This is a genomic window from Paenibacillus sp. ALE2, assembly GCF_054113385.1.
The window spans coordinates 2131117-2152381 of sequence record NZ_CM134213.1 but is presented as its reverse complement, the minus strand read 5'-3'; the positions used below and the strand labels follow the sequence as shown (position 1 = coordinate 2152381).

General features: G+C 45.2%; 8 protein-coding genes. 1 reads left to right on the top strand and 7 read right to left on the bottom strand.

Annotated features, from left to right (window positions below; translation table 11 throughout):
- Positions 1-55: 55 nt before the first annotated feature.
- Positions 56-2506 (bottom strand): preprotein translocase subunit SecA, encoded by a 2451-nt coding sequence (gene secA, locus ACXHJ1_RS09340; RefSeq protein WP_457905992.1) that lies wholly within the window; start codon positions 2504-2506, stop codon positions 56-58.
- A 411-nt stretch (positions 2507-2917) separates the two neighbouring features.
- Positions 2918-3478, bottom strand: a complete 561-nt coding sequence (hpf, locus tag ACXHJ1_RS09335) for a ribosome hibernation-promoting factor, HPF/YfiA family (RefSeq protein ID WP_016822933.1) — start codon at positions 3476-3478, stop codon at positions 2918-2920.
- Positions 3479-3913: 435 nt separating this feature from the next.
- Between hpf and ACXHJ1_RS09330 the strand changes: the two genes are divergently transcribed.
- Positions 3914-14989 carry an adhesin gene (locus ACXHJ1_RS09330; RefSeq protein ID WP_457905991.1) on the top strand — a complete coding sequence of 3692 codons (11076 nt, stop codon included), beginning with the start codon at positions 3914-3916 and terminating at the stop codon, positions 14987-14989.
- 159 nt (positions 14990-15148) lie between these two features.
- Here ACXHJ1_RS09330 and ACXHJ1_RS09325 read toward each other — a convergent pair whose 3' ends face one another.
- The 5 genes from ACXHJ1_RS09325 to ACXHJ1_RS09305 form a co-directional block, all read right to left on the bottom strand.
- Complete coding sequence (locus ACXHJ1_RS09325) at positions 15149-15346, bottom strand: cold shock domain-containing protein (RefSeq protein WP_013373372.1); 198 nt, start codon at positions 15344-15346, stop codon at positions 15149-15151.
- A gap of 515 nt (positions 15347-15861) precedes the next feature.
- Positions 15862-16404, bottom strand: coding sequence for a CatB-related O-acetyltransferase (locus ACXHJ1_RS09320; RefSeq protein WP_107733897.1), 543 nt, complete (start codon positions 16402-16404; stop codon positions 15862-15864).
- A gap of 60 nt (positions 16405-16464) precedes the next feature.
- Complete coding sequence (locus ACXHJ1_RS09315; RefSeq protein ID WP_107733844.1) at positions 16465-17535, bottom strand: tetratricopeptide repeat-containing glycosyltransferase family 2 protein; 1071 nt, start codon at positions 17533-17535, stop codon at positions 16465-16467.
- 25 nt (positions 17536-17560) lie between these two features.
- Complete coding sequence (locus ACXHJ1_RS09310; RefSeq protein ID WP_107733843.1) at positions 17561-19288, bottom strand: glycosyltransferase; 1728 nt, start codon at positions 19286-19288, stop codon at positions 17561-17563.
- Positions 19289-19309: 21 nt separating this feature from the next.
- Complete coding sequence (locus ACXHJ1_RS09305; RefSeq protein WP_457905990.1) at positions 19310-21265, bottom strand: glycosyltransferase; 1956 nt, start codon at positions 21263-21265, stop codon at positions 19310-19312.

Below are 21265 nucleotides of genomic sequence, written 5' to 3'. Positions count from 1 at the left end.
TATATGCATTGCAGAGGATAGTGTATATCAAGACCTATCCCTTAATTTCAATCCGTTATTTTCTACGCGGACGCGAAGGAGCGGATTTCTTTTTGGGAGCCGCAGGTTCTCCACTCGTCGAGATTTTATCTTCATCAACGACAGCCTGACGCTCTTGGTTGGATTCGATTTGTGCTTTCATAATGTAGGTCGCAACTTCCTCTTGGATGCTGGCGATCATAGCATGGAACATTTCGAAACCTTCAAATTGGTATTCACGCAATGGATCAGTACCACCATAAGCACGCAAGTGAATACCTTGACGCAATTGATCCATAGCATCAATATGATCCATCCATTTGCTGTCAACCGCACGCAATACGATAACCTTCTCGAACTCACGTACCATTTCTTCGCCGATCATCTCTTCACGGCTGTGGTATCTGTTGGTAACATTTTCGAAGATCATATCGACCATCTCTTCTTTTTCCTTACCCCACAGATCGTCGCGCGAAAGTGTGTTTTCCTCAAGCAGGTTGTTGTTCACATACTCTGCAACTTCTTCCAGTTCCCAGTTTTCAGGGATATCATCACCACAGTGAGCTTCCACTACACGCTCAATGACAGGCTTGATCATGTCGAACACAATTTCCTTGATGTTCTCTGATTCCAGCACTTCACGGCGTTGTTTGTAAATAATAGCACGCTGCTGATTCATCACGTCATCATATTGAAGAACGACTTTACGCTGATCAAAGTTATTCCCTTCGACACGTTTTTGAGCTGATTCGATAGCACGTGAAATCATACGGCTCTCGATAGGTTGATCTTCTTCGAAGCCCAAGCGCTCCATCATATTCAGTACGTTGTCTGCACCAAAACGCTTCATTAACTCATCGCCCAGCGATAAGTAAAACTGCGTGGAGCCCGGATCACCCTGACGCCCTGCACGTCCGCGAAGCTGATTATCAATACGACGGGATTCATGACGTTCTGTACCGATGATGTGCAAACCACCGAGTTCTGCAACGCCTTCGCCCAGTACGATGTCAGTACCACGTCCAGCCATGTTAGTAGCGATGGTAACCGCGCCAGCTTCACCTGCACGGGAAATAATCTCAGCTTCTTCCGCATGATATTTGGCGTTAAGTACTTTATGACGAACGCCTTTGCGTTTCAACATTTCAGAAAGAAGCTCCGAGTTTTCAATAGAAACCGTACCTACCAATATCGGCTGGTTCTTTTTGTTACGCTCCAGAATTTCGTCTACTACAGCATGGAATTTGCCCTTCACGCTCTTGTATACTACGTCAGGCATATCTACACGCTGGTTAGGCTTGTTCGTCGGAATTTGGAGCACTTCCAGACCGTAGATTTTTTTGAATTCTTCTTCTTCTGTTTTAGCTGTACCCGTCATCCCCGCCAATTTGCGGTACATACGGAAATAGTTTTGGAATGTAATTGTCGCCAGTGTCATGCTTTCATTTTGTACAATGATGTTTTCCTTCGCTTCAATAGCTTGGTGCAAACCATCACTGTAACGACGTCCAGCCATCAGACGACCTGTAAACTCATCGACAATCAGGACCTCACCATCAGCCACGACATAGTCCACATCCAAACGCATAATAGCGTTAGCTTTCAAGGCTTGTACGATGTGGTGATTGATTGTAACACTTTCCTGATCGTACAGGTTTTCAAGACCAAAGAAATTTTCAGCCTTGGATACGCCGTTTTCGGTCAAAGCAACTGACTTCACCTTAATATCCAGCGTGTAATCTTCTTCAACATTCAGGCTCTTCACAAAACGATCAGCCGCAAAATACAGCTCGGTCGATTTTTGAGCTTGTCCTGATATGATCAATGGTGTACGAGCTTCATCGACGAGAATGGAATCCACTTCATCAATGATACAGAAGTACAACGGACGCTGTACCATCTGTTCTTTGTAAAGCACCATATTATCGCGCAGATAATCGAACCCGAACTCATTGTTTGTACCATACGTAATATCACAAGCATAAGCTTCCTGTTTGGCAGCATGATCCATATTGGCCAGGTTCAGACCTACGCTCATTCCCAAGAAATTGTAGATTTGTCCCATTTCTCCGCTGTCGCGTTGTGCCAAATAGTCATTGACTGTAACCACGTGCACACCTTTGCCCAACAGAGCGTTCAAATAAACCGGCAATGTTCCCACCAGTGTTTTACCTTCACCGGTTTTCATTTCTGCGATTTTTCCTTCGTGCAACGCAATACCGCCGAGCATCTGTACGTCATAGTGACGTTTGCCCAGCACCCGCTTGGACGCTTCACGAACCGTTGCAAAAGCTTCCGGCAGCACTTCTTCAGCCGTAGCACCTTGTTCAATCCGCTCTCTAAACTCCGCCGTCTTGGCTTTCAGTTCCTCATCCGAGAGCTTCTCAAAATCAGGCTCTATTTTATTGATCAGTTCAACCGTCTTCATTAAACGTTTGACGTCACGTTCATTTGTATCCCCAAAAATTTTTTTGACAATTCCTAGCATGGTTTACCCCTTTCGCGCAAAACAATTAATAGAATCAATTTCACAATAAGAAAGGGTCCATGATGAAATTGATTCCCGATATGTTTGACAGGCCCGGCTATACCAGCCCATCGTGCGATGTTCTTTGCATAAATTGTAACAGTTTGTAGGACATGCCGCAACACAAGCAGCCTCCAGATTTGCATCCGGTTAAAGATACCAAAACAATTGACGCACGAAATACACAATTGGTTACACCTGTCCAAGCTGAAATTTTCAATCATGTTTACAATAAACATATAAAAGAGCCCTATCCCGCCAGGTTCGCAAGGATAAGGCTCGTGTTATTATCATTTTCCTGATATCCATGAAGCATGCTTCAATCAAAAAGTTCTATTCATTTTAAAATGCAATAAGTTCTTGCTTTACAGGCTATTCCCGTTCGATCAGACCGTATTTACCATCATTGCGTTTGTAAACTACGTTAACTTCCTCATTATCAATATTAGAAAATACAAAGAAATTATGTCCAACCATGTTCATTTGCAGAATAGCTTCTTCCACATCCATAGGTTTCAACAAGAAACGCTTGGTACGAACGACTTCCAGCTCATCCATTTCCGCATCCTCATCTTCGGCAACAGCCACGCTACCCGCTGGATCTTCCACAAAAAGAGTTTTCAAACTACCTTCCTGCCGGAATTTCCGGTTAAGCTTGGTTTTGTGCTTGCGAATTTGCCGTTCTAGCTTGTCTACCACGGCATCAATGGATGCATACATGTCATCGCTTTCGTCTTCGGCACGGAGAACAAGCCCCGGCAAAGGAATGGTTACTTCTACAGTGTGCAAATCTCTGGTTGTGCTTAACGTTACACTTCCATCAGACGTCGGGGGTGCATCGAAATACTTCTCAAGTCTGCTGAATTTCTTTTCAACGTAGTCCTTCAAAGCGTCGGTAACCTCGATCTGTTGACCTCGTACTGTTAAGTTCATAGGGCACGCCTCCTTTGCCTCTTCAGTATAACACATATGTTAACGCCAAGTAAAAAAGGAGATCAACATTTCGAAGATTTTTTACAATTTTCCTCATGATTCGACAAAACACTTCCCATAACGCCATTCTATGAAAAGGGTCATGTTTAAATTCAGCTCGCATACATATGTGAATAATGAAGAGAAATTTAAAAAGTTACTCTGCTGGTGTCATGACAAATCCACTATTTCGAGTTCATGCTATGTATTTTATCGACTGGGGAGGGGGTTATTTGTCAGACTGAATCCGGTATAGAACCTATGCTAAAAGCAAGACCTGACTATCATGCAGGCAATTTATACGAAAGGATCATTACACCCAGCCCAGCTGGCTCTTCCCCTGCAAAAATCCTAAGACAGCTAATTGGGGAGAGATGGAAAGTAGGAAGTTAATCCATGGCTTTTATTCAGCGTTATGCAACGAACCAGACCGGGGCTATTACCTTTATAGGAAATACACTCGGGCTGGCACGTTCTGCTTCGGCGGGGGTGCCAGGTACAGTGACCAGCATTGGCGCTTTCATCACAACCAATACAGCCTCTCGCTTCGGCACATATCCATTCGGCACGACTTCTGCTTTTGCCAGTAACTCATCGACGGCATTCCTTGTGCTCCCTGCGGGCAGTACCGTGCTATATGCTGAACTTATTTGGGGAGGAAGCTATGCCAACGGCAGTACCAATGTATTGTCCAGCGCCAGCAATCCGATCACATTTCAGACGCCTGCTTTATCTACTACAGTCAGTCCTGAATCTGCAACATCGGTCAACGTCACCAGCCTCAGTACCTATGTGAGAACCGCAAATGTAACAAATTTGGTCATTCAAGGCGGCCCAGGGGCATACACGGTCGGGAATGTAACCGGCACCATCACGGTTCCCGATTCTACCAACACCAACCACGCTGGATGGACACTGGCAGTGGTATACAATAACCCGTCCCTCCCCTTCCGTAACCTATCGCTGCGTGTTGGCGGTGAAGGGGTCAGCAGCGCTACTGGCTCGGTCAACGTGGTAGTGAGCGGGTTTGCCACGCCTGTACAGGGAACTTTGCGCGGCAGGGCGTTAATTAGCGCCCAAGAGGGTGACGTGGATATCACCGGGGATCGTGCGTTATTTGGACCTACCGCATCCAGCTTAACTGCGCTGTCTGGGCCCAACAATTTTTCGACTAATTTTTTTGCGTCACAAATTAACGGGGATGACGGCACATTGGTCACGACGGGGACCTTCGGTACCACTAATGCGGTGAATGGGACACCTGGGACGCAGGTTACGGGTGGACGGCAAGGCTGGGACATTACCAACGTCGATATCTCCTCCACGCTGCTAAACAGCCAAACCAGCGGTGTCCTTCAACTAACCACTAATGGCGATATTTATACCGTTAATGCCAATGCCATTCAAATTGATATCAATGCTCCGCTGGTGACCCTAACCAAAACTGCTAGCTCTACGGGGTTGGTTATTGGCGATACAGTTACTTACACGGTTAACATTTCAAATACGGGGCTTGTCAGCGCGTCTAACACAGTACTTACCGATATCATCCCAGCCGGAGCTACCTTTGTACCCGGCAGCGTTATTGTCGCGGGCACTGCCCAGCCCACAGCCAATCCTGCAACAGGTATTACAGTGGGCAGCGTAGCTCCTTCTTCCACGGTAACCATTACATTCCGAGCAACAGTCACCTCATTGCCAGCCAATGCGCAGCTAGGCAATCAGGCATCGGCAGCCTTTTCCTTTCAAACCGTGCCTGGCGGGCCTGTCATCTCTGGTAGCGTTCCGTCCAATACTGCGAGTACACCGATCTATCAACCCGTTATCGGGATTGTTAAAAGTGCCAATACATCGGCTGCTACAGTAGGAGACACCATTACGTACACGTTTCAAATATCCAACACGGGTAGCATTGCTGCGAATCTCAACTTTACAGAGAGCATCCCGGCGGGCTCATCCTTTGTTCCGGGCAGTGTGACCATTGGCGGTTCTTCCGTGCCTGCTGCCAATCCTGCTGCTGGCTTTTCAGTAGGAACGATTAATACGGGGTCTACTATACCGGTGACCTTCCAGACCCTCGTCAATGCTGTTCCTGCCTCTGGCAACTTGACAGATCAGGCGACTTACACGTACACCTTTATACCACCTGACGGACGTGTATTGAATGGAAACGGCACATCCAACACGCTCACCATTCCTGTATCCTCACCGAATGTGACCGTGACCAAAGCCTCTTCCTTAGCGGCTGCTGCTGTTGGAGAAACCATTCAGTTTACGATAACCGCCACAAACAACGGCATTGCAAATGTGACCAATGTCGTGGTGACTGATCCGCTACCTAGCGGAGTTGCCTTCGTACCTGGCAGTGTCACTGTAAACGGAACACCAGCTACGACAGCTTCGCCTGTAAACGGGATTCCAATTGGCACTTTGGCTCCAGGCGCATCGGTAACAGTTGTTTTTCGAGCAGCCATTAATTCATTGCCTTCTCCCTCGCAAATCAACAATCGCGCAACTGGCAGCTTTACCTCCGGTGCCTTTACCGGATCATCGTTGTCCAATCTTGTAGCTATACCTGTCGTGATTGCAGCGCCAACGATTACTAAAAGCGCAAGCTCCAACCGTGCCAGCGTCGGTGGAACGATTACTTATTCATTTCTCATCGCCAACACCGGTACAGCCGTGTTAAATACGACCTTAACGGAAACTGTACCGGCAGGCTCCACCTTTATTCCAGGGAGCGTCATTGTTGGCGGATCTTCGGTTCCGGGGGCCAACCCCAATACCGGAATTCCAGTAGGCACAGTGAATCCTGGAGCACAAATTACAGTCTCGTTTCGCACCACAGTAGACTCTCTCCCACCCGGAGGTGGATTAAACGATCAGGGACAGCTCCAGTATTCCTATCAATTGCAAGACGGGAGAACCCTGTCGGGCACACTTCTTTCAAATATCGTTTCCGTATCCATATCGCTCCCCAACGTAGCAGTAACCAAGTCTGCCGGATTTACATCCGTTAGTGTAGGCGAAACGCTAACCTACAGTGTAAATGCCGTTAATAACGGAATTGATCCCATCACCAACGCCGTGATTACCGATCCGCTCCCTAGTAGTGTGTCATTTGTACCCGGGAGCGTAACCGTTGGCGGTTCACCTGTGAGCACGGCTGACCCCAGAAGCGGTATTCCTGTCGGCAACATCAGCGCAGGCGCATCTGTTCTAGTGTCCTATGCCGTGCTGGTCAATGCCGTCCCGTCCGTACAGCCGCTGCAAAACACGGCCAGTGTCAGTTTTACCAGTGGCACCTTTACCGGAACCTCCCAGACGAATACGGTTACTGTGCCCGTTTATCAGCCGCGTATCAGCGTCGCCAAATCTGCAAGCACAACAGCAGCTACGATTGGCGACACGATTTTGTATACCTTGTCGGTCACAAATAGCGGCAACTATAATGCTTCTGTCACGCTGACTGATGCTATTCCTTCCGGGTCTACTTTTATAGAGAACAGCGTGGTAATCAATGGTGTTAGTCAGCCGGGAGCCAGTCCAGCAGCAGGTATTTTTATCGGAACCGTGTCACCGCAAAGCCCGATCACACTGACATTTCAAACTGTAGTGACCTCTCTTCCAACGCCATCTGTGCTGACAGACCAGGCCAACGCCGCCATTTCCTTTACGCTGCCTGATGGGCGAGTGCGAACAGATAGCTCATCATCCAACGTGTTATCCATTCCTGTGTCTGCGCCAAATGTGTCCATTTCAAAGACCACAGACCGTTCCACTGCCATTCCAGGTGATTCAGTGTTATACACGCTGACAGTACTCAACAACGGTATCCAGGCAGTGAACAATATGGTCGTTTCCGATCCGATCCCGCCTGGCTCCCAATTCACTGCGGGCAGCGTAACACTGAATGGCATCGCAGTGGCTAACGGAGATCCGGCATTAGGTATCCCGGTTGGGAGCATTGCCCCAGGAGGAGGGGCGACGATCACGTTCAGGGTCACGGTATCCTCTCCATTGCCGAGCCCACCGCAGCTCACCAATCAAGCGCGTGTCAGCTATACCAGCGGCGCTTTTTCAGGTGTTTCAGTATCTAATCCGGTGACAGTAGCCGTCAATGCTCCAGTGCTAACTGTAAGTAAAATTGCTGACCCCCTACAGGCAACGGTTGGCGATATCGTTACGTATTCTGTGGCAGTGACCAACAATGGAAACATTGCTGCTGCTGCCACATTAACAGACAATATCCCCACAGGCTCGGCACTGGTGCCGAACAGTGTGGTCGTTAACGGTACTCCTGCTCCGGGTGCCAGTCCCGCAACAGGTCTGTCTATTGGCTCCATTGCACCAGGAGCCACAACTCAAACAACTTTTCAGGTGGTGATTACTTCCGTGCCTTTACCTCCCCAACTCACCGACCAGGCGAATATCAGCTTTTCCTTTCAACCGCCCGATGGCCGGATTGTTAACGGCAATGTTTCGTCCAATATCGTCACAATTCCTGTTTCATCGCCCAATGTGCAGGTCAGTAAAAGCACCTCGGCAACTGATGCCGTTCCTGGTGATACGATAACCTATACTATTACAGCTACCAATAGTGGGATCGAAATCGTAACAGATGTCCGCGTGACTGATACCATTCCGACAGGCTCCTCTTTTGTTCCTGGCTCCGTTATCGTAAATGGAACAACGCTGCCGTCAGCCAGCCCCGTGACCGGGATTCCAATTGGTTCTATCGCTGCTGGGGCGTCAGCAACGGTCACCTTTTCCGTATCTGTTAACATCCTGCCTGAGCCACCTCAGCTTAGTGATCAGGCCACGGTTTCTTTTACCAGCGGCACACTGAATTTCACCTCACTCTCCAACACCGTTGTCGTTCCCGTTTACCAACCTATTATCAATCTCGTTAAAACTGCTAATATGAGTCAAGCAACCGTAGGCGATACCGTAGTCTATACACTGACCGCCCAAAATACAGGTAATTTAGCAGCAACAGCTACCTTTACCGATGCCATTCCATCAGGTTCCTCCTTTATACCCAACAGCGTCACTGTAAATGGTTTACCTGTTGCCGGGGCTAACCCCCAAACGGGTGTGGTGGTTGGAAATATTGCAGTGGGAGCCTCTGTCGCTTTAACCTTTCAAGTGGTCATTAATGCTGTCCCTACAGGCTTGGGCCTGTTAAATCAAGGTTCGGCCACATTCACTTTCCAGCCGCCTGACGGTCGAACATTAAACGGAAGCGTCCAATCCAATCCGGTGTTTATTCCTGTATCCAATCCAGATGTGACCGTGACCAAAACAGTCAATCAGACGTCTGTAGCCTTTGGAGACACCATAACGTACACCATTACCGCAGCAAACAATGGCATCACACCTGTGACAGGAACGGTCTTTATCGACCCGATTGCCGACGGCACTACTTTTGTACCTAACTCCGTACAAGTCAACGGTGTCACTATACCGGGAGCCAACATTGCCACAGGCGTGTCCGTGGGCACTGTCCCTTCTGCCAGCTCGGCAACGGTCACTTTCCAGGCCATAGTAACCTCCTTGCCAGCATCAGGTTTGTCAACGGATCAGGCAACGGTCTCCTTTAATTCCGGGGCTTTCGCAGGCCAATCCGTCTCGAATCAAGTTAGCCTGCCTGTATTTCAGCCGATTTTGAATGTGACCAATACTCTGAGCGCAGATCGTGCAACCGTAGGGAATACGCTTGGTTTTGTCATCAATGTCACGAATACAGGCAATGCGCCCGCAGAGACAGTCGTGCTTGATCTGTTATCCAGCTCGCTTAGCCTGAATCAAAATAGCGTGTTGGTCAACGGTGCGCCTATTCCTGGGGCAGACCCGATTACAGGCATTAATATTGGCTCGGTCGCCCCAGGTGCGACGGTAACCGTCTCATTTAGCGCTGTGGTCATATCGGTACCACCTGGCTCTATACTAACCAACCAAGCCACTGTGAACTACACGTTCCAACTGCCGGATGGACGAACGTTGACCGGCAGCGGTGCAGCCTTGCCCGTATCCATTCCGATCTCATCACCGAATGTTACAGTCACGAAGGCAGCCGATGTGGCAGTCGCTGTCGTAGGTGATTCGGTTCCCTACGTCATAACTGCGTTCAATAACGGACTCGATCCTGTTACTGGCGTAATCGTCACAGATACCATTCCTTTCGGAACCGCATTTGTACCGGGCAGCGTTACAATTAATGGCACTCCTGTTGCTACAGCCAACCCGCAAAACGGCATTCCCGTCGGGACGCTTGGAGCCGGTGGTGGAGCCACCATACGTTTTTTGCTTAACGTACAGTCACTGCCGTCACCAGCGTCCATTACCAATGAAGCAACCGTCAGCTTTACTTCAGGTGTATTTAATGGATTTTCTGTGTCCAACCCTGTTACCATCCCTGTGTACCAACCTATCGTCACTGTATCAAAAAGTGCAGGAACGGGAAGAGCTACGGTTGGAGATACTGTGACCTACACATTCTCTGTTACTAACTCTGGGAACATTGGCGCCGATACCGTCCTTACTGATCCGATTCCAGCCGGGGCTGCCTTTATCCCTAATAGTGTAGTGATTAACGGCACGGCCGCACCTGGTTCAGATCCAACTGTCGGGATTCCCTTAGGTATTATAGGCGCCGCTACGACCGTCGCACTGACCTTCCAGGCAGTTATCACCTCACTGCCCGCGTCGGGTACACTGGTCAATCAGGCGACCGCTGCTTTCAGCTATCAGCCACCAGATGGCCGTGTCCTGACCGGAAGTGCAGTATCTCCGGCCGTGACCGTCTCCGTCTCTTCGCCGGATGTGGACGTTATCAATACAGCCTCTGCCACAGTTGCCGTAGTCGGAGATACCATTACTTATACCGTGGTCGCTACGAATAACGGAATCAGCCCAGTCGTTAATGCCGTCGTATCTGATCCACTGCCGCCAGGCACCAGCTTTGTCCCCGGCAGTGTGACCGTGAATAGCACATCTGTGCCTGCTGCGTCACCAATCTCAGGTATCCCTGTAGGCACCATTGCAGTAGGTGGCTCAGCAGCCGTTACATTCCAGGTCTCCGTTGCCAGTCTGCCTCAGCCGCCGCAAATAACCAACCAAGCGACTGTCAGCTTTACTTCAGGCGCGTTGACCTCGTCTTCGCAATCCGATCCGGTGACCTTGCCCGTTTATCAGCCGATCATCGGCCTGACCAAAACCGCTAATACCATCAACACACAGATCGGATCGACATTGGTCTACACCTTGACGTTAACCAATACTGGAAATATCGCCGTTTTACCTGTTCTGTCGGATAACATTCCTGTAGGTTCTGAACTATTACCTAACAGCGTAGTCGTTAACGGCATCCTGGTGCCAGGAGCTTCGCCAGTTACAGGCATAACACTCGGATCACTGGCCCCTTCAGGCAGTATCACAGTAAGTTTCCAAACCATCGTCTCGTCTCTGCCAACTCCGCCTATACTGACCGACCAAGGGCAAGTGAACTTTACGTACTCACCACCGGATGGTAGAGTGCTGAGCGGTACTGTCACATCCAATACAGTTAATGTCGCTGTGTCTGCACCTAATATTCAGGTGACTAAAACATCCAGTCTGGCAGCCGCTGTAGTTGGAGATACGATCAGATATACACTGAGTATTACGAATAGCGGTGTGGATTCCGTCACAGATACCGTTGTAACCGATACAATCCCAGCAGGTACTTCATTCGTTCCGGGTAGTGTCCTTATCGACGGGATACCTTTCCCTAACGCCTCGCCCATTGCTGGAATTGTCATTGGAAACGTCGCACCTGGAAATACATTTATCGTGAGTTTCCAAACTTCTGTCCAAAGCTTGCCGCAACCACCACTGCTCACGGATATTGCATCCGTCACATTTACCAGCGGAACGTTCACCGGCACTGCCTTTTCCGATCCACTCATCGTCCCTGTGTTCCAGCCGTTAATTACACTTACTAAAGCATCGAGCACTGTTAACGCCTCCGTCGGCGATACACTAACCTATACGATTACAGCTGTGAATAACGGTAATATTGCAGCTGCCCTTACGATCAGTGATAATATCCCTGCCGGATCATCATTCCTTGCCAACAGTGTCAGTATCGCTGGCAGTCCACAACCTGGTGTGTCCATCGAAACGGGCGTCCCGGTTGGATCTGTGCTGCCGGGCGGAACGGTATCCGTAACTTTCCAAACCGTTATCAATGCTCTGCCTAATCCACAGGTACTGGTCGATCAAGCATCAGGCTCATTCACTTTCCAACCGCCGGATGGCAGAACCGTATCAGGATCAGTTGTATCCAACACAGTTAGTATCTCTGTATCTTCGCCAGATGTGAGCATTGTCAAAGGAACAGCAGCTACGGACGCCATTGTCGGCGATATCATCACCTATACCTTGGCCGTTTCCAACAATGGAATCAGTACTGCCAATAATATAGTGGTTTCAGATATCATTGCGGCGGGAAGCTCCTTTGTGAATGGCAGTGTTACTATAAACGGAACCTCCTTCCCTGATGGAAATCCGGGATTCGGTATTGCCATCGGTACACTCACTCCTGGAGCCGTTACTACCGTTACATTCCAGGTTCGAGTTGATTTCTTGCCTACACCTGCACAATTAACCAATCAGGCATCAGTTAGCTTTACCAGCGGGGCATTTACCGGCAGCTCAACATCTAATGTGGTGACTATTCCAGTCTTCCAGCCGATCCTGACAGCAGTCAAAACAAGCAGCAGCAACAATGCCACCATAGGTGACATCATCACCTACACGATTGTCGTATCCAACACCGGAAACATTGCTGCCTCAACTACGGTAAGTGACAACATTCCAGACGGCTCCGTATTTCTTCCAAATACAGTGACGATTAACGGCATCGCTGCTCCTGGTGCAAGCCCAGTTTCCGGCATCCCGACTCCAGCTATAGCACCAGGACAATCGGCAACCGTTACTTTCCAAGTGCTGGTATCCTCCATCCCTACAGCTGTACTACTGGTAGATCAGGCTGAGGTAGGCTATCGCTTTAATGCTCCAGATGGCCGAGAGGCTGGCGGATTCCATTTATCCAACATCGTTGAGGTTGCCGTGTCACCGCTAGATATCACCTTAAGTAAAAGCGTAAGCTCACCTTTCGCCACTACTGGCGATACCCTGACGTATGAACTCGTGATTCATAACGAGGATGCGGACACCGTGCAAAATGCCCGTTTGCTGGATACATTGCCAGAGGATATCGAGTTTATTACAGACTCAGTTCAGATTAACGGGTCTACCGTGGCTGGAATCGATCCTAGTGATGGCATACCGTTGCCTTCATTAGAAGCGAATACCAAGACCCTTATATCCTTTGAAGTCCGTATCGCAGCTACCGAACAGCCGGGACCGCGTACCAACCAGGCCCGCTTGTTGCTCACAAATGGTGAAGAATCGAGTGCCATTTTGTCCAATCCTGTGACGGTTGCTATACTCCATCCTGTAGTGAACCTTACGAAATTAACCAATACAGAGATCGCACATCCGGGTCAAAGCGTCACCTATTCCATCATCGCGGAAAACACCGGAAATATTGGGGCCTTCGGCTTGTTGGCTGACTTATTGCCACCAGATCTCTCCTTTGTTCCCGGCTCTGTTTCGGTTAATAGAGTTGCTCAATATGGTGCCAGTCCAGAACAAGGTATTACGCTAGGCGCTATTGCACCAGGAGAAAAAACGACTACTGTCTTCTCCGCACTTGTCGTTCGTGTCCCTGAGTCGGGCTTACTAGAGAATCAAGCTTCACTGACTTACTCCTACCAGTTACCAGATGGACGGAGCCTAGATCAGCAAACCACTTCGCCTTCCGTCTCGGTTAAAGTAGCCGCTGCCGATCAAGGAGCCTTGTCAGCTGTGCTGCACACGACGGTATCTACTGTCGCATTGGGCGATGCTGTGCCTTATCAGCTGACCCTTGTTAATGATGGAGGCTCCGTCGTTACCGACATCGTGTTAGCCGATTACGTACCAAGTGGCACCATCATAAATCCGGACAGCTTGAAAATTAACGGTTCTCCATCTGCCTCTAGCAAGCCGGGTGAATCACTCTTTATCGGTAGCTTACAGGCGGGACAGACAATTAACGTATCCTACACCGTAAATGTTCAATCTCTGCCGGTCGGAGGACGTCTAAATAATAACGTGCGACTTCAGTATGCTGATAGTGGCGGTGCGAGCGAAGTCACCAGCAATACCGTGACTGTAGCTGTTTTTGATCCGCAGCTTTCCGCAAACATCTCCACAGAAAATAAGGAGGCCCTTGCAGGAGAAACCCTGACCTACACGGTACTGCTCCATAACTTTGGCAACATTACTTCAGAAGTTATTCTGCAAAATTTCATTCCTGCTGGAACTCTATACATCTCCGGCAGCATCCAACTGAACGGTCAATCGTTGGCAGAAGCCGATCCTGCTGTCGGAGTTAGTCTAGGTTCTGTGGAACCTGGTCAGTCATTGACCCTGACTTATCAGGTAAACGTATCCGAGACACCACCATCTGGCTACATCGTAAATCAAGCTGCCTTTACCTACTCATTTACATTGCCTGGAGGAAGAATCGTACCAGGCACATTGACTACCAATACCGTGACGATCCCAGTGGTATTCCCACTGCTTGAATTAGTGAAACAGGTGAACACCCATGACGCCTCTGTAGGAGACACACTGACCTTCACTATTCATATTACAAATAAAGGAGGAATCTTGGCGCAGTATCCGTTGTTCACAGACCCGTTGCCGCATGGACTTGTTTATGTACCCAACAGCCTGACTATCCAAGAAAAAGCACAGCCAGGCGCAAATCCTGGCACTGGTATTACGCTCCCGGATATTGCACCAGGAGAGACGCTCACCCTTACGCTCCAGGCACAAATCCGTGAAGCACCTGCAGATGGAACATTCAGCAACCAGGCCACCATCGAATATACCTCACGTCGTAGTGGTGGAGAGACCCTGCAGGAAACCGCCCAAACCAACACTGTAGGCGTGGACGTCATCGCAGCCATTCCTAAGCTTACACTTAGCTCCAGCGCTCTGCGTGTCGAGCAAGAAGATACCCTGTCCTTCACCGTCCAGGTGGAAAACATCGGCAACACTCCGCTGGAGGAGCTATTGCTCACAGCACCATTCTCAGCCGAAGATTTCCTTGTACTGAGAACCGTCACCGTGAACTCTGTGCCAATTCCGCATCCTAATCTGCTCCAAGGTATCCCGTTAGGCCAGCTTGATCCTGACCATAAAGCCGTCATCGTCTTCTCCTTCGATATCGAATCTGCACTCCGCGCGTACTTGATCGCCCAGGCCATCCTGCGCTATCAATTCCGTTATCCAGACGGACGCGTAGAGAAACAATCTGCCTCCTCCAATACCATTTTTGTGGAGATGGCTGACTTTGACGGTTCTCTAGAGTAAAGGTTCTGTTATGTTGAGCCCCTTACCACCGTGTAAGGGGCTCTTTTATGTATGTAGAAAACATAAAAAAGCCCTGGAATATATTCCAGGGCAGTTGCTAGCGCGTTATCCATTGCTAACCATCTTACCAATTATGTAGGTCGGCTATGCCGGGGATGATTATAATTTGGTTACGTTAGCGGCTTGTGGTCCACGTGCGCCTTCGACGATGTCGAACTCCACGTCTTGTCCTTCTTCAAGTGTTTTGAAGCCTTCTGTTTGAATTGCGGAAAAATGTACAAATACGTCGCCGCCGTCAGCCGTTTCGATAAAACCATAACCTTTTTCTGCGTTGAACCATTTTACTTTACCTTGCATGCACTAACATTCCCTTCGTCATCAAATGAAGTGAAGCTCTCGCCCACATTTTTGACTATACCACCCAAAGTTATCCATTGTCAATTGGAATTGATAATGTTTTCATGTATAGTTATTCCATATATAATACAATGGGTAAATAGTCAACAACTTTGTTCCTTGTTCATTAGAACTTGAACCAAAGCAGACTTCCTAATCATGTTTTAAACTACATTTTAGAGTCTGAAACGATAAATTGATAGACTTTTTTTGCTTTTGAGGGTTCTTTTCTTTATTTAGAAACTATTTAAATGTTCAAGAAGCTCTCGTCCACGCAATAAAGCATGTTAGACGAGAGCTTCTTGAATTTATTTCATACGATCCATTAGAACGCTATCAGGTGTATAGTTAGATTCTTTGGACAAGCTAATTTTGCACTTCCTGTTTTAGCGTTTAAATGTATTGTTTTGCAATTCACACTAAACAACAAATCTATTATTTTGAATCAGTAATTTCGCTTCACTGTTCATACCTACCTATGTTGTATGTCTTTCAATAAATACCGAAATATCATCATTTAACAGAAGATCCCAATTAGCTTTAATTTTATAAATGGGCCACTCCCACCATGCGATTTTCACCAACTGCTCGATTTCCTCTGGTTTGAATCTATATCGAATTATTCGCGCAGGATTTCCTCCTACAATACTATACGGGGGGACATCCTTAGTAACTATACTTCCAGCACCAATGACAGCACCCACACCAATAGTAACACCTGACAGAATCATCACATTATTCCCGATCCACACATCATCTCCAATGGTGACATTACCTTTAGTTGCAGGGTGCCCTAGTTTATACTGAGCTTCCGTAAATATATCACTAAATGGATAAGTAGTTAACCAATCCACCCTATGCTCTCCCCCAAGCATGATAGTAACATTATCAGCAATAGAGCAGAACTTACCTATTTTAAGACTTTCACTTATTGTATGACAGTAAATACTTGGATTTCCGTAGGTCCAATCTCCTATTTCAAAATTAGCATATATAGGGTTTTGATTTGTAAATACTATACCGTTTTTAATTTGTTTCCAATTCAATGCGCTATCTCCCCATTCTTATTCAAGTACCCTTTAAACTTTTAATTCATATAATCTGATTAAAGAAGGTTCATAGTTATAGACCACTGCTGCTTGGTAATGCTCAATAGCTCTCTGAATGTTACCTGTTAATTCATAAAAAACCCCTAGATTATGATGAGCTGCGAAGCTTCCAGTCCCTCTTACATTTCCTTCTTCGCCCGTATCACCTACATCTAGTGCCTTTTTATATAATTGTTCAATATTAGGAAGAATACTCTGGTAATTTTGAGGATCGCTAATCATTAATTCCAAAAAAAATAGGGCGGAGACAAAATAGAAATCAGAAGAATGCCCCATAAATTTTTCCTCATGATCAAAGACTGCTAAACCTTCCTTAAGGTTCCCAGAAGAGATAATAGCATACATATAGTTGACTATAATACTAGTCGAAATAGTCTCTTTATGATCCATTAACTTATATGCCTTCTTGAGATTATTGAATTCTTTCTCAGCATCTCCCAAGCCACGATATTCTTTAGCAATTTGATAATAGTAATAAGAAGTATCAGGATGCTCTTCAATTGCTTTTTGCAATAATGGAATATTTCTATCATGTTTCTGAGTTTCCATATATCCATCATGCATAATCTCTACATTTAATTTTACTCTGGGTAAATCGGACTGGATTTGTTCGTGAACATTCCCAACATACCGACAATACGATGGAATTATCCTAGAAATATAACAATGTTCATAATTTAGCCCGTCTTCAGAAATAAACTTGCTTGTGTGTTTAACCCTTCCAATTTGGGGGCCATCCGCTATAAAAGCGTTAATAATATCCTTACATTCATTGATGATGAACTCATCTGCATCCAAAATCATACACCAGTCTGTTGTAGACTGTTCTAATGCAAAATTGCGAGCATCCGCAAAATTATGATTCCATTGATAATCAAATATTTTCGCTTTATAATCAGCTGCAATAAGTTTGGTACGATCCGTTGAGCCAGTATCTACAATTACTATTTCATCGACATTTTCTACTGCGCTATCCAAACAACGCTTGAGTACTGCTTCCTCATTTTTCACAATCATAACTAGAGAGATTGTAGGTTTCATAAAATTATCCTTATGCCAGTTTTAGCTAAACTAATACTTCCATGAGTTTCTGATACCAGTTAAAATCAAGGCTCTTAAGTCTGAGCATGTACTCTTCAGATAATTCTTCTTCTCCTATATGATGAAGGAAATAAGCAATATTATATATAACCTCTAAATGAGTCTCATCAAGCGACAGTGCTTCATCAAATAAAGGAAGGACTTTTGCAATTTCCCCCTGCTCAAAGTGAATGACTCCGATCGTATTCAGAACCTCTACTTTATCCGCTACACAAGATAGGAACTTGACATTTCTTAATATTTCATCATTAGTCTGGGAAGAAGTAACTTCAAATATTTCTTGCTTATTAATATGACCATTCTTGATATCATTCATAATATCCAGAAGCTGATTGTTACAAGCAGAAATAATATATTGGTAAACTTCAAATTGATTTAAGATTTCATTTGGGACAACTTTAGATAGTCTTTCAAGTCCTTTGACTGCAGTACTATCTCTTGGCAAATTAACTCCCATGAAATCCAGGTTAACAAACCCACTATTAATAAACATTTCTTGTATAGATGCTAATGTAAAAAACCTCACATGTGTACGGTCTAGAATCCCTGCATCAGCATACTTCCATTTTCCATCCAACAGTTCATTAATAACGCTATAGTGCATTATGTTAGGTATACTTGCTAATATTTTTCCGTCAGGTTTCAGAAATTGACGCATATTTCCAAGTGTCTTCCAAGGATCATATAGATGTTCCAACACATCCCCAAAAATGATGTAATCAAAACTTTTTGGTGGGTATGGTAGATCTCCGTTCTCTACATTGTGTGGAATGACATCAGCAACTAGAGAAGCTATACTAGCTGAATTTTCGTTTAGCTCTATGCCATAGAGTAGGCTATTTTTGAATTTATTCTTGATTCCGAGCAGAGTTCCTCCACAGGCACATCCAACCTCAAGTACAGTTATTTGAGAAGACGCATCAGCCTCAATAAGATTAATAAGGATATCTCGCTTATGTTGCGAATAAATAGGGTCAAACCCCCATTTTTCTTCAAATTTTTTTGCGTTTTTTTCTAAAAGAGAATTAAAATAGGACTTATCCTCTTTAAATGAAGTGCTGCCATAATGATGGATAAATGTATCCTTGCATAGCAATAACTTATAACCATTTTTTCGCATGCGAATGGAATAATCGTCATCTTCATAATTCCCTGGCGAAAACCTTTCATCAAGCAAACCTATTTGCTCAATGACGCTTTTTTTGATAAGCATGCAAAAGCCAACTAATTTCAAGCGTTCTTCCCAAGATAACGGATTAGAGATATTGTAATCTTTAGCAAATGAATGCATGTCATCGATATTTCCATATGGAACATCAATTTCTTGAAAATAGGAAGAATTGTTTGTAACACATCCAACTGCCCCAATCTCATCCGAGCTATATAATGCTTTTAGAAGATTTGAGAGCCAGTGCTGAGTCACGATTGTATCGTTATTGAGAAGAAGGATTTCAGTACCAGTAGCGACCTCTATTCCTTGATTGCATCCTTCCGGAAACCCACGGTTTTCCTTATTTAAGATCGTTACAACATCTGTTTGCTGTGCTAACCATTCGGCTGTATCATCCTGAGAAGCATTATCAACTACAATGATTTCATATGCATTCTCATGGGTGTATTTCCGTATACTTTCAATACATTGTTTTGTGTACTCTAACTTGTTATATGTTAAAATGATTATGCTGGTTTTCATAGTTTACTCCAATACTATTTTTTAGTTATTGCACATCTCCATAAGGAAGGATATATCAGAGACGTAAGGGTAATTATCAACTAGTTTATTAAAGTAAGACTTCTTCCCCTCTGGTTCCGATATACAAATAATTGGATAATACAAATGTTTTTTTTCTGGTGATAGCTTTAAACTCTCAGCAAAAAATTCTAAAGCATCTTCCCTGTAACCTTGTGCCTCATGATAAAAAGCAAGATTTTCATAACTTCTATCATCTAGTTGTTGACGTGACAATAACAAAGAATAGTAATTCATTGCGTCTTGCATTTGGTTTACGCTAAAGAAATAGTTTCCAACGTCATTAATCAGCTTGGGATGATTCGTATAATTTATTAAATTATCAAACTCCTCATAATAGCCAAGCAAAAATAAGTCTTTAGCTAATAAAAACAACTCAGTCGAATAGTTTTCAGCAACATCATCACTTACTGTTTCTTTTTTTTCCATGAAGTTGTACAATGCATTTAACAACTCATTTTCACCGCTGCAATCAGATGATTTGAAAAACTCCAACTTGTCTTTTTGTTTAAAAATCATACAACCAATGATTAACTGACGTTGTAAAAATGAATCTTTTTTTATCTCTGAGGATAAATTTCGAACAGATTCCGCCCACAATTTCTTATTTTTATTTATCAGAGCATACCTAAGCTGATCTCGATCTGTTAATGTTACTTCATCACTGAGTAGGTCATAATAATGGTTCACCATACGATGATTTCCTAAAGCAAGGAACACTTTAAAAAGAATAAGACAATGTGACATTTCCTGAGTGTCATAATTAGCATCTAAAAACCTTTTTATAGATTGTTCATTGTCGTTTAGGCTTAACCATTCAAGCAAGCTAAATAGTACATTCACGTTCTTTTTATCCCTAAGAAGCTTTTTTCCAAGCCAATATACAGCCTCTTCATTACGACATAACCGAAAACTTAATTTTATTAATTGATTTACTGGAACATCATACCCGTAAGAAGGGTTTACAAGCCAAGCAGTTGCCTCGAACCGAGCCTTATAATCAGCTTTTTCAATAGCCTTTTTATAACACTCAATCGCTTTTTCATAAAGACCAAAGGATTCGTAATGTGCTCCTTTTATAGTAAAGTACTCTGGGTAAGATCTAAAATTAGATAGTTTTTCTTCCGTCAAAAACCAAGAGTCTTTTAGTTTGTCATTTTCGATATATAGGGAGATAAGCGCCATTAAGCAATATGGGTACCAAGCACTTGTTTCATCTGCCTCTTCAAAAGACTTTTCGTAGGCCAGCATTGCATTTACACTATCATCTGCAAATCTGTATTGATTTCCAAGAGTAAACCAGTCATAGGCACTCATGGCTTTTTGGCGTTGCATTTCCTCAAAAATCTTCATATTTCGGGTATGCTTATCTTTCTTTACTACAGTTTGCTCCTGATAACCTGTATGGTATATACAAAGATCTGTCATTTGTGTATATACTTTTGCATCTTCCTCTCCGATGCACAATTGTTCGTGTATTGGACGATAAAACTGTATCCCCATAAAGTTAGGGAACAATCGCGTCACAGGAGCAGTAGATACTTGTTCCATACTTTCAGAAGATCCTGAGTAATTTACTACAGTAATCGTATACCCTACATTAGACTTAGGAGTTTGTTGGGCTATAAAATCCAACCACTTGGATTCATCATCAGCAGATAGATATTCATCTGCATCCAGCACTAAAACCCACTTGCCAGTAGCAAAACGAATGGATTCATTACGAGCGGCTGCAAAATCATTACACCATTCGTAATCAAAAATAAGATCTGTATATTCACGAGCTATCTCTTTAGTCCGATCCGACGAGCCTGTGTCTACAATTATGATCTCCTCAGCGATATTTCGCACACTATCAAGGCACCGCGAAAGCAATGCCTCCTCATCCTTTACAATCATACACACACTAAGCCGCTTCAT

Excerpts from the sequence above, each read along its gene's own strand:
- secA (WP_457905992.1), bottom strand. The coding sequence starts at position 2,506 with ATGCTAGGAATTGTCAAAAAAATTTTTGGGGATACAAATGAACGTGAC.
- hpf (WP_016822933.1), bottom strand. The coding sequence starts at position 3,478 with ATGAACTTAACAGTACGAGGTCAACAGATCGAGGTTACCGACGCTTTG.
- ACXHJ1_RS09330 (WP_457905991.1), top strand. The coding sequence starts at position 3,914 with ATGGCTTTTATTCAGCGTTATGCAACGAACCAGACCGGGGCTATTACC.
- ACXHJ1_RS09325 (WP_013373372.1), bottom strand. The coding sequence starts at position 15,346 with ATGCAAGGTAAAGTAAAATGGTTCAACGCAGAAAAAGGTTATGGTTTT.
- ACXHJ1_RS09315 (WP_107733844.1), bottom strand. The coding sequence starts at position 17,535 with ATGAAACCTACAATCTCTCTAGTTATGATTGTGAAAAATGAGGAAGCA.
- ACXHJ1_RS09310 (WP_107733843.1), bottom strand. The coding sequence starts at position 19,288 with ATGAAAACCAGCATAATCATTTTAACATATAACAAGTTAGAGTACACA.
- ACXHJ1_RS09305 (WP_457905990.1), bottom strand. The coding sequence starts at position 21,265 with ATGAAGCGGCTTAGTGTGTGTATGATTGTAAAGGATGAGGAGGCATTG.